The sequence below is a fragment of the Wolbachia endosymbiont (group A) of Machimus atricapillus genome (genome assembly GCF_964027095.1).
In the GTDB taxonomy this organism is placed as follows: Bacteria; Pseudomonadota; Alphaproteobacteria; order Rickettsiales; family Anaplasmataceae; genus Wolbachia.
In genome coordinates this window covers 1,102,468-1,119,027 of the sequence record NZ_OZ034727.1, presented here as the reverse complement: position 1 = coordinate 1,119,027, position 16,560 = coordinate 1,102,468, and the positions used below count along the sequence as shown (strand labels likewise).

Here is a 16,560-nt window from a genome sequence, read left to right as displayed (position 1 = left end):
TTGTGTGATGCTGAGGTTTAGGGCTATTCAATCAAAGAGTAAATCTACTCTGAGCAGGGAAGTTCACGCTGCTGAATTTATTCCTTATTCTTGCTATTGGAATAGCACAACCTTGATGACAAAAGAAAATTGGTTGGTTAAGGTTATAAAACTAAGTGGCTTTGCATTTGAAACCGCCGATGACGAGGATTTAGTAATACAAAATAATATCAGGAATCAGATGCTCAGAAGCATTTCATCTCCGGCATTTAGTTTGTATTTTCATACTATCAGACGTAAAAAAAATATTTTTTCTGATGAATTTGCAAGTCAAGGTTTGCCGAATTTTTTCGCTAATCACGTAAATCTAAAATGGAGAGAAAAACACGCAACAAGGCAATCATTTATTAATGACCTATACATTACGATTATCCGTAGAGCAGACACAAAAGGAGTAGAATTTTTGTCATATCTACTAAAAAAATTCGGACATGTAACTTCAAAACATGCTTGGGAAAGTGATATGCGTGCCACGTATGAAGATTTAGAGGAAACGACAAATCGTGTAGTGACAAGCCTTAGAAATTATTCGCCTAAAATTCTTGGAGTAAAAGAAACTCCAGATGGTTTGTTCTGCGAAATAATGGAGTTTCTATCTAGAATCGTAAATTGTGGCTTCGTTACAAATACGCTTTTTCCGCTAAGAACTGAAATATCAAGATACTTACCAGTACATAGGTTATTCTTTGGCCGTAAGATGATACAGGTTGTGACTCATAATGAGAGTAAATATGCTGGAGTAGTTAGTATCAAAGAATATGGAAATCATACTTCTGCAGGAATGCTTGATTCGTTTTTACAACTTCCTTACGAGTTTATAATTACGCAATCTTTTCAATTTATAAACAGGCAAATGGCGATTGGAAAAATGCAGATACAGCAAAATCGAATGATACAGTCTGCAGATAAAGCTATTTCTCAAATAGCAGAAATTTCTCAAGCGCTTGATGACGCAATGAGTGGTAAGATTGCATTTGGTCAACATCACCTGACTATTTTATGTATAGAAAAAAGTCCTAAATCATTGGATAACGCTCTGTCGTTGGTAGAATCAGAGCTTTCTAATTGCGGTGTTTACCCTGTCCGTGAGAGAGTTAACCTTGAACCAGCATTTTGGGCGCAAATTCCTGGTAATTTCGATTATATAGTGAGAAAAGCTACAATAAGTAGTCTTAATTTGGCTGGATTTGCATCTCAACATAATTATCCTACTGGTAATAAATTCAATAACCACTGGGGAGATGCCGTTACAGTTTTCGACACGACATCTGGTACTCCATTTTTTTTCAACTTTCATATAAGGGATGTTGGACACACTATGATAATTGGCCCAACTGGTGCTGGTAAAACTGTTTTAATGAATTTCTTATGTGCTCAAGCGATAAAATTTTCTCCAAGGATATTCTTTTTTGACAAAGATCGCGGTGCAGAGATTTTCTTAAGAGCACTTGGTGGTATCTATACTGTAATAGAACCAAGAACTAAAACAAATTTTAATCCTTTGCAACTTGATGACACCTCTGATAATAGAACATTTTTAATGGAGTGGATAAAGTCTTTAATTTCGGTATATAATGATAAATTTACTTCAGAAGATATTGCACGAATTAATGATGCAATTGAAGGAAATTTTAAATTAAGAAAAGAAGACAGGTTCTTGAGAAACCTTGTACCGTTTTTAGGACTTGCAGGTCCTGATACTCTAGCTGGGGCAATATCTATGTGGCATGATAATGGTTCTCATGCTGCAATATTTGACAATAAAGAAGATTTGCTAGATTTTTCACGAGCAAGAGTATTTGGTTTTGAGATGGCTAGCTTGCTCAAAGATCCTGTTGCCCTTGGACCAGTATTGATTTATTTATTTCATAGGATTAGTATATCTCTTGATGGCACTCCATCTATTATCGTTCTTGATGAGGCATGGGCATTAATAGATAATCCAGTTTTTGCACCCAAGATAAAAGACTGGTTGAAGGTACTGAGAAAACTAAATGCTTTTGTGATTTTTGCTACTCAGAGTGTTGAGGATGCAAGTAAAAGTGCTATTAGCGATACGCTTGTACAACAAACAGCGACACAGATTTTTTTACCAAATCTGAAAGCTACTAGTGTCTATCGGGATGTTTTTATGTTAACTGAACGTGAATATATATTAATTAAGCACACAGATCCGAGTACTAGATTCTTTTTGGTGAAACAAGGAGTTAATGCTGTGGTAGCTAGAATAGACTTAAAAGACTTAGATGATATAATCAACGTATTATCCGGACGTGCAGAAAGTGTTCTATTGTTACACGATATATTAAATGAAGTTGGGGACAACCCAAAAGTATGGTTGCCTATATTTTATCAGAAGGTAAAAAATGTTTAAGACTAAGCTGTCATTGCTATTAATTGCGATATTTTTACTAAATATAGACTTTTTACTCTCATATCCAGTGCTTGCAGATGGAGTAAGTGGTACTGACAAGACAGAATTTGTTAGCAGATTTAATTCCACTGGCAGCTTCAGTCGTGCCTCTAATCCTGATTGTGGGGCGTTTAAAACAGCTGCAGCACTTGCTGGAATAGCGATTGCTGTTGGCGCAATATTTACTGGCATTGTCTTAATCGTCTCTTCTGCTGGTTTGTTTACCGCTCTTGTTATTGTTGGAATGATAGCTGCAATTGTTGGAGTCTGGAAAGCAATAGGGGGGCTTGTTGTTTGTGAACATAGTTTTGTTAAACACCCAGTTGCACGTGGTCATGATGGAAAATACAAAAATTTTAAAGAAGACACAGGTTATAGTGGCTGCACCAATAAAAATTACCAAACAGAAGATGAATATTTTTCTTGTTTGCAAGATAAAGCTCGGGAAGACGTGAACAAAAAAGACTATGACGGGAAAAGAGCAGAAAAAGAAGCCTTAAATTCTAACGTTCAGGAGAGTACAGAAAGTTATTACTGGCCAAAAAACGGTGTGCAATACAGTGAATATATAGAAATATGTCATCGAAATCCTTTAACTTTTGGTAATCTTTTTAACAAGAAAGACTTTGATTCCAGAGAAAAACCTGGATACATAGACTTTGATGTAAGGGAAAAAGATACTGGATATGTAGATGGGTCATGGTCCCCGACGGTCGATGGTGAGCTGAAATGTAAAGTTCTTAAAGCTGGGCAAAGCGAAACCATACATGGGTCAACATTTAAAGCAGTAAGAAAAATGGGCAGGTTGTGTGTGGAGCTGGGAAGTGTGAGCATGCTTGGTATCGAAATGACTCCTTGGCCGCAAGGGGTTGATATGGGGTGCACGGAATTGCCACCTGACCCACTTGCTCCTATGTGTGAAAAATCTATGATGACATTCAAAAATAAAGATGGTACAGGAGAGGAAAAAGTTTCTATTGGTAATAATGATGACTATAAAACTATTATCAGATCTAAAGAAAAAGGACTCAACGGACAAGGGGGGAAAATTTTTGTAGGTTATGATAATGCTGGCTGTTTTAGCTCGTATGTCTCTAAAGCTTGCTATAATCAGGCAGGAAGTAAATCATTAGCTCCTATTCCCATCACTTCTATGATAGTGCAATGCATTAAGGAATCGTTAGATAATTTAGTTGCAGGTATTGATTCAAGTGGCAGCCCACTTAAAGATAAAGATGGACATAACAAGGGCAGTTTCTTATCTGTAGCACAAAAGAGGTTGAAAAACACTGTAACTGCTGTTTTGGTTTTAGCTTTAATACTGTTCTCTATAAAAGCTATGTCTGGTGGAGTTCGCAGCCCACAAGAAATGTACATGTTGATTATTAAATTCGCTTTAGTGATTTACTTCACAACAGGCAGTACCATGTCTCATTATTATGGAGAATTAACTCGTCTCTCAAATGGTTTGTCAGAGATAGTGCTAAAAGCGTCATCTGAAAGTAAAGGCATATGTAATTATAAAGCAGGTACAGATTATGAATATACTCGTGAAGGAAAGAAGGTATCTTACAGTTATCTTGCACCTTGGGATAGGCTTGATTGTAGAATTTTATTTTATTTAGGTGCCCCTTTAGATGGAATTGGTGGCAAAATTGGTACTGGAGGTGTTGCAACGTTAGCAGTCTTGCTTGGTGCTGCTCCTGTCTTGTTAGTTGCAGGTTCGGTGATTGGTATTATTTTCGCTGGTGGACAAATTTTAGTAGCTCTTGTCTGTATATTTATGGCCGTTCTGATGATGATGGTTATTTTGTGGCTGTGCTATGTATTTATTTTATCTCTAGTTGCTTTAAGTGTAATTGTTATTCTATCACCTTTGTTTATTCCTATGGTTTTATTCCAACACACCAAAGGATATTTTGACGGCTGGGTGAAAGAGTTGATTACCTATAGCTTATACCCGGTTATCCTTTTTGCGTTTTTGTCCTTTATGTTCATAGCATGTGATAAAATATATTTTAAAAATTTGAAATTTGAATCGGATAAGCTATATGAAAAGAAACAAGCAGAAACCTCAGATAGTAAGAAAAAACAGTGGTTCAAATTGAAGGATGGTGAATGTGATAAAAATGAAACTACTCTTGCATGTATGATGCAAAATTATAGCTTTAAAAAGAGCAACATACTTGGTCTATTCTACTTTAAATACATGGAGTTTGGCAGCTCTCTCATCGGAGAGTTATTAAAGTTGTGTCTAGTGTTATTCCTCTTTTACCACTTTTTAAACATTCTTCCTAACATGGCTGCTGAACTTGCTGGTAACCATAGAGCATTACTCGGTTCTGGTAGTACACCTGGACAAATGGTGGGCAAAGCTTTATCTGCTGCCAAAGCCGCTGCTGGAGGTGTTGGTCAAGCTGCTGCTGCGGCTGTCAAGAAGGCAAGAGGTGGTGCTGGTGGAGGAGGTGGAGATAGTGGTAAAGGTTCCAGCGAAAAGATTAACTAAGGTGGCGGTGATGCTAGTTAAGGTAAGTAACAGATGCTTAAACGTTTAAGTAACCAAAACTTGGGTAAGCTATGCATAAGTTTTGTGGTACTTTTTTTATTGTCTGGATGCGGGGAGGATCACTGTATTAAGCCAGAAAATTTATCAGGTTTGCGTGAAAAACTAGATATAGTGTCAACAGAGCAGAAGTGGGTTGATTCTGGTGTTTACATCTCAGATGGGATAAGAAGCGTAACAGAGATTAATATAGTGCCTAGTAAGGTTAATTTTTGTCCTAAGCAGTATGCAGATTTTGCAATTAGGCCTGGGAGAAATGACGTTACATTACCATTTGCACTTAAAAAAGACGATACGATAAGCTTTAGTGTTATTGGAAGTAAAGTGTGTAAAGATAAAGAGAGTGAGACAAAAATCAGGTATGTGAAAATCGATGAAAAGTGTAGCGAGCAAGAAACGGAACATTTTGCACATGTTTTAAATCAAGAAGAATGTCAAGGTAGTATTCAAGATGGAATATGTCCTAATAAATATATAATAGGCGATGCGCAATGGTTGAATGGAAAAGAGTACTGGTTTTCGAAGTTAGATCAAGATGAAAAAAAGATTAAAAATATCATCAATTCTATAAAACAAGGAGAAAATATAGACTGTAGGAGCCTTTCAGATAGCAGCGCAAGCGAAATAGATACGCGCATTTTGAATTTACTCTGCGGACGTATATGTAAATTTCCTTCCGGCAGCGGAAACAAAGGTTGCGCATATATTGAATACAATAGTGTAGAAGGTGAGATATCCCGGTCTGATGTTGAAGCTATTAGTAAAATACTAAAAGAAAAACAGATAAAAACTGGCATTACACTTTTGAAAATTCACATGGATGGTGAAGATTTTGAATACATTCCAACAGGTGGCATATGTACTAACTGTGATTATAAGATAGAAAAATACCATCGAACACCAAGTTTAACTTTTAGTTTATGTAGTAGAAATGACGAGCACTGCTACGATAGAAATGACAAAGGTGGTTTCAACATAAGAGTAACAAAGAACCATAGCCTAAAAAATAACTTATATATACGTGTTTCTGATAAATTCCCTGACCATAAGCCTGGTGAAGACCAAACGGATATATCTGTGGATATTAGCCAAGTTCATGACGTTCAATACATGGAAAGCTTAAAAGAAAAGTTAAAAGACAAAACAGGCACCATATATTACGGAATAAGAGACCATGGCTGCGATTACAAAAATGAAGGTCAGTTTAGCATTAACCTAACAACTAAAGAGCCACCTACAAGAACTTTTAGTGCAATCTATAATTTTTTTGACGAAAAAGTAAAAACTGCATTTTTTGGTTCCAGCTATAAAGACTCCAACGCGATTCACTCTGATACTAGTCCTGTAAAGCATCTTTACGAAAGTTTTCTAAAATCAAGCAAAACAAATATCATTAGATCTACGATAATATCGCTGTTAGTATTATACATAATCTTATATACCCTTTACTACTTTTTTGGATTAACTCATATTTCTATATATGAGTTTCTAATTATATGCGTAAAGATAGGAGTTATTACCCAGCTGCTGCAGGACAACAGTTGGAATTTTTTTTATAACAATGCATTTTCTATTTTTATTAACACCCCAAAACAGTTAATAGAAATAGCAAATTTCAGAGGCACTACTTCAAATGTTTTTGAGTTTCTTGATTTGCCGTTAAATAGATTTCTGTCATCGCATTCAGTATTGTTAATAGTATCTCTTATATTTTCTGGCCCTTTGGGCATTGTATCTTTTTGCTTGGTGATTTGGGGTTTAATCACAGTGAGCTTATCTATTTTTAATGCCTTATTTTCTTTTATTACATCTATAGCAATAGTTGCGTTATTGCTTTCTTTAGCACCTATTTTTATTATTTGTCTTTTATTTGCGTATACTAGGCAGATGTTTCACAACTGGGTTAAAAATTTAGCAAGATTTGCGATTCATCCAGTAGTGCTTTTAATTTTTATATCACTGATAAGTCAGGTTATGGATTATATCATATATTCAGTATTTGATTTTGAAGTCTGCTCTACGTGTATACTTAGTATTAACCTAAAGATTTTTAACCCTTGTATCTTCTATGGTTATGCTTCCAAATATACACCTAATATTACCGCTATGATGGCTTTTGTTATTTTGGGACACGCTATGAAAGCTTTAGTTAAAGCTTCTTCGGCAATATCTGACTCGTTGTTTGGTGCTTATGTGCAAAACGAACCTGGAAAAGAATATCAACAAAGCTTAATGGGAACAGTAGGGTTAGATGAACAAAGCGTTCAAAGAAGAGGAGGAGGTACTTTTCAACAGTCAGGTGCGTCAAGACCTCAAATACCACAAGGGACTCAAAGGTCAACGCCTCAGATACCACAACCAGGAAGACAGCAATGATAAGTAAAAGATCACTATTATTGATACTGTGTCTTGCAATCACTGGTTGTACTATGGAGTGTGTTGAGCCTGGGTTGCAGAGCAGAAACACCAGCGTTAATGTGGATGTTCCAGTTCATAAAGCAGATGAAGGAGTTAAAATTCATTGGGTTGATTCTGGTCAGATAATTAGCAAGGGTGAGGAAATCAAATTCACCCTCGATGGATCAGTAAATTTTTGCCCTTTTAAAGAAGACAAAAATCCAAGGAAAGTACTTGTGCCAGCTAGCTTTTGTGCTGATGGCTCAGAACCAAATTATAGTAAAGCTGCAAATATTAACGATGTGCCTAATAATTATGGCGTAAATGAAAACGAATTGTGCGGCGGTAAAGAATTTGGCAGCAATAGACGTTATGTAGATACTGGAATAAAAGTAAGTCCTGGTGACAGGTTAAGCTTTAGCTTAGTTCCCAGAAAAATAACAATTGATTATGACAATCCAGAAGGGAAAGGCATCAATTTTGATGATAATTGTTATAAAGCTGTAGAAAATGACCGTAAGGAAACTGTATATAAGAAAGCTACAGTGAGTGAAGTACATCAGGGGGGAGAGTTTTTTTGTGATGGTAAAGATGGTACAAAAAATGAAATACAATTTTTACCTCTTGATAAAACAAAAGCAAAGGAAAGCAAAGTGCTAGTTGGCAATGGTTACACCCCATATGATAATAAGGTACATTTTAATAAAGGTTATATTCAAGACAACGAACCATGGATATATGGCTCGCTACTCGATTTACGCCGCGCTAAAATAGGATTGAACGAATTATGTGATGGAAAAAACTGCGATTCTAACGAGGTGAAAAAGTACAGCTCTTATGAGCTTAATTGTTACTATCAGAACGTGTGCTATACCGAGAAGGGTATATGGAATTATACATATAAAGACAAAGAACGGAACTGTGTCTCTTCTATAAGGTATAGCAAATATGATAAAGGAAATAAATGTGACATGTATTCTCACCTTAAAGGAGTTGAAGATAAGCTTAAGAGGATAGAAGAAAATAAAGGGGGTCCCATGCAGATTAACGTTGATTTTACATCAAACACTGAAGAAGATATCTCATGGGCTGAGGCTCTTGTTGCAAAAATTGGTGATCTTGGTGATCAAGATACTGCTAAAGGTATTCAATGTCTTCCAAAGGAAAGGGGTGCAAAAGGGGATAATGTGTGTTCACAAATTAAAGATGAATTTGGAGATTTTTCTCTGAAATTAAATCATGACTATCCAATAGGAAGTGTAACACCTGGTAGCAGTGTGATGCTTGCCATTGCAGATTATGATCATTATGGAGCTAATAGGGGTGGGTACCATGTTAAAGTGACTAGATCATGTGAATATATTAATGGCGAAAAACTGTATGTGTATTTGGGTGATGAGCCACCTAAAGATTTGCATGGTGTGGGAACTAATGATTTCAAAGTGGTAGGAGTGAGAGAAAGAGTAGACGGAAAAGATGAGTACACTATATTAGATGTAATAAGCGGAAAACACTTTCAGAACGAAGAATCTAAGAAGATATATTTTGGTATTGATGTAAGCAACGTAGAGAGAGATGACATTACGGACAAAAATGGCAAATATTACGAAAACAATAAGTATAGTGTAACTTTATTTGTCAAAAGAAAAATTAATGATTTTATTTCATCAAATATAAACAAGATATTTGGTTTTATGAAAAAAGAAGTAATTGGTGACAGCGTTAAAGATTCATACAAAGGATATGCAAGAGGTCTTCTTCAAGGAGTAAGAGCTTTGCTTACTCTATACGTTATATTTACTGTCGTTGGCTATATGCTTGGAACAATACAGCTAAGTAAATTTGATTTCATTGTAAGAATGTTCAAGATAGCATTTATAGCTTTTGCCTTTAGCGATAGAAGCTGGGAACTTTTTGGTACAACTTTATCCAGACTTTTTATAGATGGTAGCACTTATTTAGTTGATAGCTTTTCTGGCTATATAGGGGAAGGGGGGAGAAAATTTGCATTCTTAGACTTGACAGCAGGAATATTATTCACAGCAGAAACTTGGTTAAAGTTTTTATCGTTGATGCTCTCTGGTCCTTTTGGCTTTATTGCATTTTTGGCAATACTCTACGCTACTTTTGCGTTTTTAAAATGCATTATTAGCGCTACGTTTAAATATGTAATATCTACTGTTCTAGTAGCGTTTTTACTGTCATTAACACCTTTGTTTATCGTGTTTATTTTATTTCAACAGACTAAACCCTTGTTTGATAACTGGATAAAAACGCTGGCTCACGTTGCAGTACAACCAGTTATTTTATTTTCATCTTTATCTCTTTTAAATCAGTTGATGTATTCAGTTCTATACAATCTCACAAATTTTTCTGCATGCTATCAATGTTTAATTAGCGTAAATTTCTTATCGTATGATCTGTGCTTGATGAAATCAATACTGCCTCTTGGATACAGTCCTGGCACTAATGTTGATGTTGCACTCAGTACCGGAGAAAGGGCTGGTGGGCACTTTGCAGCGTTGCCCATAGATCTGATCCAAGCATTTATGTACTTAATTATTGCTAATGCAATGGAAGCTTTTGTTACTATATCAGAAACTATGGCACAAGCACTATTCAGCTCTGGTTGGGGAGTTGCTGGCAGTGTTCGTCAAGTTGCCACAAGCGCATCACAAGCTATACTGTCAACTGTTGGCCTTGATAATAACACCCAAGGTATGATACAGAACATTAGGCAACAAGTGGGTAAAGATCGGACGGAAGTTGACGTGAAGGATAATTCCATGAGCCCTAAATCTGAAATACCAGAACAATCAGGTAAGCAAGAAGGTCCTGATAAAAAGGAGAGGGGGAGCTCTAAACCTGAAGCACCAAAACAATCAGGTCAGCAAAAAAATCCTGATGAAACAATAAGAAGTGATCCTAGTGATAAAGCTAAAAACAAGGAAGGAAATGGAGAGAAGTAAGATATGAATGATGTTATGGAGTAACTAATTAAAAAGATATTTTAAGTAAAGTTTTAGAAATTTATTTCTATATTTGGAAAAAGTTTAGATATGCAATCACGCTTAGGCAAATGTTGGTTTAGGGTATTACTTCTTGCAGCTTATGTGCTGATCACAGGTTGTAGTAAGAACGATATGCCTTTCCCAAGGTGCATATCTGCCGATTATTTTGGTCCTGAACCTATTGCAGTAAGCGCTCATTTTACAAACGATCACGATGCGTTTATTCCAGAAGATGGAGAAGTTATTGATCCTGAAACTGGCGAAATTAATTATGGTTTTCACCATAACCAAGTGGTGAAGTGGGAGGATACCGGACTCGAAACCAATGGAGATAGTTTAAGAGTGCGAGTTAATGGTGCATGGACATCTTGGAGCAATAATAACAAGAAGGAATCTAAAAAAGGCAGTTATACCTTACAAAGCTTGGAGCAGTTAAAATATGCAACTAAATTTGAAGGCAAGTCAAGTGATAATAGTCTACCTGACTTTCACTTAGTTTGTAATGATTATAAACCTAGCATACAAAAATTTTCAAGTAAGCCTAATGCAAGTTGCACTGTAAATTGCAAGTGCATTAATGAAGATGATAGCGCAAATACAGTATCACGTGGTGCTCCATGCTGGTTTACCAATGGTCATGGTGCTTATCTTTTGTTTCAAACGGGGAAAGATGATCCTAACGAAAATCTAAAGTTAATGCGCGATCCTCAATATCCTACTGTACATCTAGGTTATAACTCCACAGCAGAGGGCGCCAATGGACTTTTTACTTTAGACAGAGATAGCACTGAATTAAAGGACAGAAATTGTAATGAGTTGAAGTTAGAAAAGGGATGGAAAATATATGTAAAAATATTAGATAGATATTACTTAGATAATGTAGGTGGCTACTCTTTTGAGTTTTTGTATGGAGTACAAAAACCAGGTACCTTTGGATTTTTCAATGAAGTTTATCATTATCTAAAAGACACTTTATTGATCTCACCTAATAAAGATTGTAAAGGTAGTGAGTGTGCGGCTGCGCAAACTATGTTTGAGAATATAGTTAAAAAAGGTTCAAGTTTTCACAATTTTGTTCTTTCCTTGCTTGTTCTATTTGTAATGATTTCATCGCTTCTTTATCTTTTTGGCATGATACGAGAAACTAAGCATGATATGCTCATCAGAATGATGAAAATCACTCTAGTAATAGTGCTTATATCTCCTGGAAGTTTTAGATTTTTCTATGATCATTTTCTCGTTCTATTCGTTAAAGGTCTTGAACAACTGATAAGTATAATTACTAATTTTGCTCCCAACATGAACACCGGAAGTATTGCTCAAGGAGATGAAGCTAAGTTGTTTAAGTTCATGGAGGACATGTTCAATAAGTTTTTTGCTTATTCTGTTTGGAAAAAGTTTGCAGCGTTTTTACATTACCAAATGTGGGCAAGCTTACTTATGATACCAGCAATTTTCATAGGGATAGTTTTATATTTCTTGCTGTGCTTATATGCTTACATAATATTTCTCTCTGGTTTTATGGGTATAGCTTTTCTTATAGCTATCATGCCATTGTTCCTGATCTCTATTTTATTTTCACCGCTGAAAAGTCTGTTTGAAGGTTGGATAAAATTCTGCATCAGCTTTTGTTTACAGTCGATTATGATATTTGCTCTCTTGTCATTACTGGCTTCCATTATAATGAATACCTTTTATAGGCAGTTAGGTTTTACTGTATGCTACAATAAATGGTTTGAGGTAAGGTTATGTGTTCCAAAATGGGTGTTTGGCGGTTTTTGTATCGTTGATAAGCAGTACTTTGGTTGGACCCCAGGGCAAATTTTCGTACCTTACACTCTTGGAGAAGCTTCTCCGCTGAACGTAGATAAGAACATAGAAGGTATAGAAAAGATAAGCAGAGAAGGTGGTACAATAAAATTTACTGGAGGCGCTGGATATATCCTGCTTCCACCGGATTACATTGAAAAAGGTTTTCGTTATATAGATTATCCTTTCTTTAATCCAATTCCTGGTACTAAAAGGAATCCAGCAGACCACTATATTGCGGGAAGTGATATAGTAGTGGATAATAACTGTAGTGCAAAGGATCTAGTACGCTTAACAAATAGTTTATCTCATGCATCAGAGAGGGCTAACATTATATTACTGATCAACAATATAGACAAAAAGATAGGTGGTATGAATAGTAAAATAACAGAGCTTTACTGTCAACCTCAGCAAGATGAAGAAAAATGTAAAAATTATAGGAAAATAGTGGATGACTACAGAAAAGGTACCATAAGACCAGATCTTAAAAGAGAGATAAAGTCTTTGGTGCAGGATGTTATTAGACGAGAGCCACATTGCCAATTACAGGATTTGCACAAATTATATAGGGATCCCAACAGTGAATACTGTCAGAAATGTAAAGATTGTGAGGATTGCAAAAATTATCAAGAAAATAGCGATTACCAAAGGGTGCAAGACATACAGAGGGGCTATTTAATCAATGCGGGGGAAATCTTTGTATTATTCTTGCTCTCATTCTTAATGTTCTCCTTACGTGAGTTTGTGCAACAAATGGGCTCAAGTATTGCCGGTGGTGGATACAGCGTTTACAGCATATCTAGCATGTATCATGCGTCACCTTTAGCTGGTGTAGCAGAAGGATTAAAGCAGAAGTGGCAAGATTTTGCTGGTGGAAAACTAGAGTCTTTAGGCAGTTGGGCTACTCATTTACCAGACAGATTAGCCGGAGGTACAGCTAATCTACTGGGTAGGATACCAAGAGTTGGAGGTGTACTGAAACATGCTATTGATGCGCCACGTAAACTTGTAAATGCTACTATTGAAGCAACAAAATTTGTGACATCGCCTGAAAATGACATTGATAAGCTTGAGGAAAAAATTTACAGGGCATTTGGAGTTGATAAAGAAGATATTACACATAGAAGGATTGGTAAATATTTAGATTATTATAAAGGATATGTAGGGTCACATTTGGGCTATACAATAGAAGATGCTATGAAGTTTACTTGGGAGCATGGCCTTGATTCTATAGGAGTTAGCCACCGTACAGGAGAAAAAGATGGTTACCAAGGTAATCTGCTCTGTAGAGCAAAATCGCATAGGCGAGATTTCTTAGAAAAACTTCATGATTACACTATCGGACGTAAGAGAGAACCAGAAAAAGACAAGCTTGATCAACCACTAAAGGAAAATAAGTCTGATCAATCAAATGAATTAGCACGAGAGTTAGGCACAGAAAAATACACTAATACTCCGGAAGATATAGAAAAACGTGCTGAAAGAGCTAGAAGAAAAAAAGAAAGAGATCAAGAAGGCGAAAATTACGACACCTCATTACTTTTTGGAGAAGATACAGAACGTGAGAATAATGAAAGGGCTGATAACAGGGGTGATAATGACGAAGAATCATAACTTTAAAGGATTAAATTATTATGGTCTGCAGCAAGACGGTGATGGTAATATAAAGTTAAATGACTACGATGACATTTTAAATGCGCGTAGGGCAAGAGTAGATCTACTATTAGACAACACACTAGACAACAATATCGACCTCACTAAATTAAATAAAGCTTTGAGTGAGAAATTTGTAGATAATCATAGTTTATTGTCTGAATTTGATAAGGAAGACAAAGAGATTGCACAAGAAAGGCTTAAGGTGTTTAATATTTTAGACAATCTTGATAATCTTGCAAACATTAAAAGTGAAGATCTATTAGAGGTTAGTTTATTACTATCAGATCTTAGCTTCGTAGAGAGAAATGTTGTACTGAATACCGATCAGAATTCCAATTTAGTAGGATTTAAAAACCTATTTGTTGAAAAAAAAGCATCTGGCGAAGAGTATAGTGATGAAGAATGTAAAAGCTTTCTCGATAACATAGATAAAATTAATACTATAATTAAGCTGGAGTTAGAAAGCAGAATTGAAGGGATAAATCATGATGAAAGAAATGATTATGGTGGTTTACAAGATGAGATTGGTCAAGCAATTAATGCAGTAGGCAAATCAGAAAAAAATAACGGATGAGTTTTGTGTTTGTGTTTTTCTTACAAGCGACTCGATAGCTTCTCTCTATTAAACTGCTAAAGCCATATTGACATTAATCATATAGTATTAAATAATTAGTTATTTTGGAGCTTATTTAGTATGCTACGCATCATTGCAGGCAAATATCGCGGAAGAAAAATAACTACAGGTAAGCATTTAGCTGCACGACCAACTATGAGTGTTGTCCGAGAAGCAATATTTAGTATACTTTCCTCAAGAAAACCTATTTATAACTTGAATGTACTTGATTTATTCTGCGGAAGTGGCTCTTTTTCATTTGAAGCACTTTCTCGCGGCGCTAAACATGCATTCATGGTGGATTCAGATTATTACAATTTGCAACTGCCTAAAAAAACAGCAGAAGATTTTGGAATTACGAACAATGTCACGCTAATTTGTTGCAGTGCTAACAAATTGCCACAACCTATTTCAAAGTGCGATGTAGTTTTTATAGACCCACCTTACAATAGCAATCTAGTTGAATCAACGTTGAATGGACTAGCTCACTCAGGCTGGTTAAGTGATGATGCATTGATAATTCTAGAGATTAGGAAAAACGAAGGTTTTGAGTGCAATAAAAACTTCAGTATAATCTTGGAACGTACCTACGGTATAGCAAGAATAATTTTTCTTTCTCTATTAACTTAAACTTGTATATGCTTTTCATTGATGGGTTTCAGTTCTATTTCCGTCAAGCTTCCAAAGATACTACTTTTACAGTAGTCTTTTAGCTTAAAATTTCTATTAAATTTACCTTTCAACAAATACTTATGTGCTTTTTCAATAAATTTATTTTCTTTTTCTTCGTAACTGGTGTATTTTGTTATATCATCATTATCCTCACGATAAACTAAATGTTCTTTATGATCAGCATGAATATTTTTGCTCTTACACTCCGTGTTTTGAGGATCGTGTTCAAGTACTATATTCCATCTAAACCATTCAGATGTGTCAGATGTGGATGAATCTGGAAGTTTACCAACGAGTTGTGCTTCCTGTGGAATTACAGTATCGCCTTTCCTGCCAGCAATTAATACAGGGCATTTTGTATTCTCTATAATCTCTCGTGAATTAAATTCCAATCCGCAACGATTAAACCAAAAATTCAAGAATTTTGCAGGAAGCCGTCTCATGAAAAAATTCCCTATCCCATGAGGAAAGTTATTAGTTGCATCCTTAAGTGAGCTATAAGAATTACTATGAATTAATGTTAAATAGATACCTTGTTTTTCAAATCTTTTTAAAACTTCTGCTGCAATTCCTCCTCCAAGAGAGTTAGTATCCAAAATTATATTGTTTGGATGCACACCTTTTACAAGTAACATGTTTACCATTGCCATTCCAGCTTGAACTAACTTTTCACCGTTTGTTAGAAATTCATATAGCGCTACAATTTTCTTTCTTTCCAAGAGGAACTCTATAATATCCTCTATATCTTTTTCCAACTCTTGATCACAAGCTTCTGCATCTCTTTTCGAATCTTTATCTATAAGTTCTTTTTTATAACGCTTTATCCACTCAGGGCTGACTTCATTTTCTAAAAAGCTTTCAATTCTGTGTACTACAAATCTCTTCTTAATAAAGTCAAAAAGCATCCATAGGCAAAGTACGATAAAACATATGGTAGCCAAAATTGATAGCACTACTGATGCAAAAGCTAACCCTGTAAGTACCTTTTTTGATTTTTGATTCTGGTATGCCAAGTATAACGACACAATAGAAGCAGTGGACAATATAGCAGAACATAACCATAGTGAGATTATTCTCCTATTGAATTTTTTTTCTTCAGCATTTAATTCTTCTTGAAAGAATCTTGGATTAACAATTCTAGAGAAATAGGGATAGTCAAAATAATGCTTAACTAACTTACTTTCTTGTCCCTTAAGTGGATTTTTACCACGAGCATTAACCTTAATACACCCAAGTACTCCAAAAAAGTTTATCACGTGTTTTGTATTTTTTTCTGGCTTGATATCACTATTGGTATGATAAATAACTTTCATTTTATCGTTAATGAATATTTAGTTATTTTAACATAAAGATCAAAAAAAAACAAGAGAATATAAATATGAATAAC

8 protein-coding genes are annotated in these 16,560 nt (G+C 35.4%); 7 read left to right on the top strand and 1 reads right to left on the bottom strand.

What is annotated here, in order from left to right; translation table 11 throughout:
* Positions 1–7: 7 nt before the first annotated feature.
* From AAGD68_RS05460 to rsmD, 7 genes are all read left to right on the top strand, one after another.
* The gene (locus AAGD68_RS05460; RefSeq protein WP_264688467.1) at positions 8–2,413 is read left to right on the top strand and encodes a VirB4 family type IV secretion/conjugal transfer ATPase; all 2,406 of its coding nucleotides are present in this window, start codon (positions 8–10) and stop codon (positions 2,411–2,413) included.
* On the top strand, positions 2,406–4,958 hold the full coding sequence (locus tag AAGD68_RS05455; protein ID WP_264687933.1) for a type IV secretion system protein: 2,553 nt from the start codon (positions 2,406–2,408) through the stop codon (positions 4,956–4,958). Before AAGD68_RS05460 ends, AAGD68_RS05455 begins: the two co-directional genes overlap by 8 nt.
* Positions 4,959–4,991: 33 nt before the next feature.
* Positions 4,992–7,391 carry a type IV secretion system protein gene (locus AAGD68_RS05450; protein ID WP_265045104.1) on the top strand — a complete coding sequence of 800 codons (2,400 nt, stop codon included), beginning with the start codon at positions 4,992–4,994 and terminating at the stop codon, positions 7,389–7,391.
* A complete protein-coding gene (locus AAGD68_RS05445; protein WP_265045102.1) occupies positions 7,388–10,381 on the top strand; it encodes a type IV secretion system protein in 2,994 nt (997 codons plus the stop codon). The genes AAGD68_RS05450 and AAGD68_RS05445 overlap by 4 nt, the downstream gene beginning before the upstream one ends.
* 90 nt (positions 10,382–10,471) lie before the next feature.
* Positions 10,472–13,846 (top strand): type IV secretion system protein, encoded by a 3,375-nt coding sequence (locus tag AAGD68_RS05440; protein ID WP_341814172.1) that lies wholly within the window; start codon positions 10,472–10,474, stop codon positions 13,844–13,846.
* A complete protein-coding gene (locus AAGD68_RS05435) occupies positions 13,830–14,462 on the top strand; it encodes a hypothetical protein (RefSeq protein WP_253309160.1) in 633 nt (210 codons plus the stop codon). Before AAGD68_RS05440 ends, AAGD68_RS05435 begins: the two co-directional genes overlap by 17 nt.
* A gap of 120 nt (positions 14,463–14,582) precedes the next feature.
* The gene (gene rsmD / locus AAGD68_RS05430; RefSeq protein ID WP_253309159.1) at positions 14,583–15,131 is read left to right on the top strand and encodes a 16S rRNA (guanine(966)-N(2))-methyltransferase RsmD; all 549 of its coding nucleotides are present in this window, start codon (positions 14,583–14,585) and stop codon (positions 15,129–15,131) included.
* Here the strand turns inward: rsmD and AAGD68_RS05425 are convergent.
* The gene (locus tag AAGD68_RS05425; RefSeq protein ID WP_265045100.1) at positions 15,128–16,486 is read right to left on the bottom strand and encodes a hypothetical protein; all 1,359 of its coding nucleotides are present in this window, start codon (positions 16,484–16,486) and stop codon (positions 15,128–15,130) included. The two genes, rsmD and AAGD68_RS05425, sit on opposite strands and share 4 nt — an antisense overlap.
* Positions 16,487–16,560: the final 74 nt, after the last annotated feature.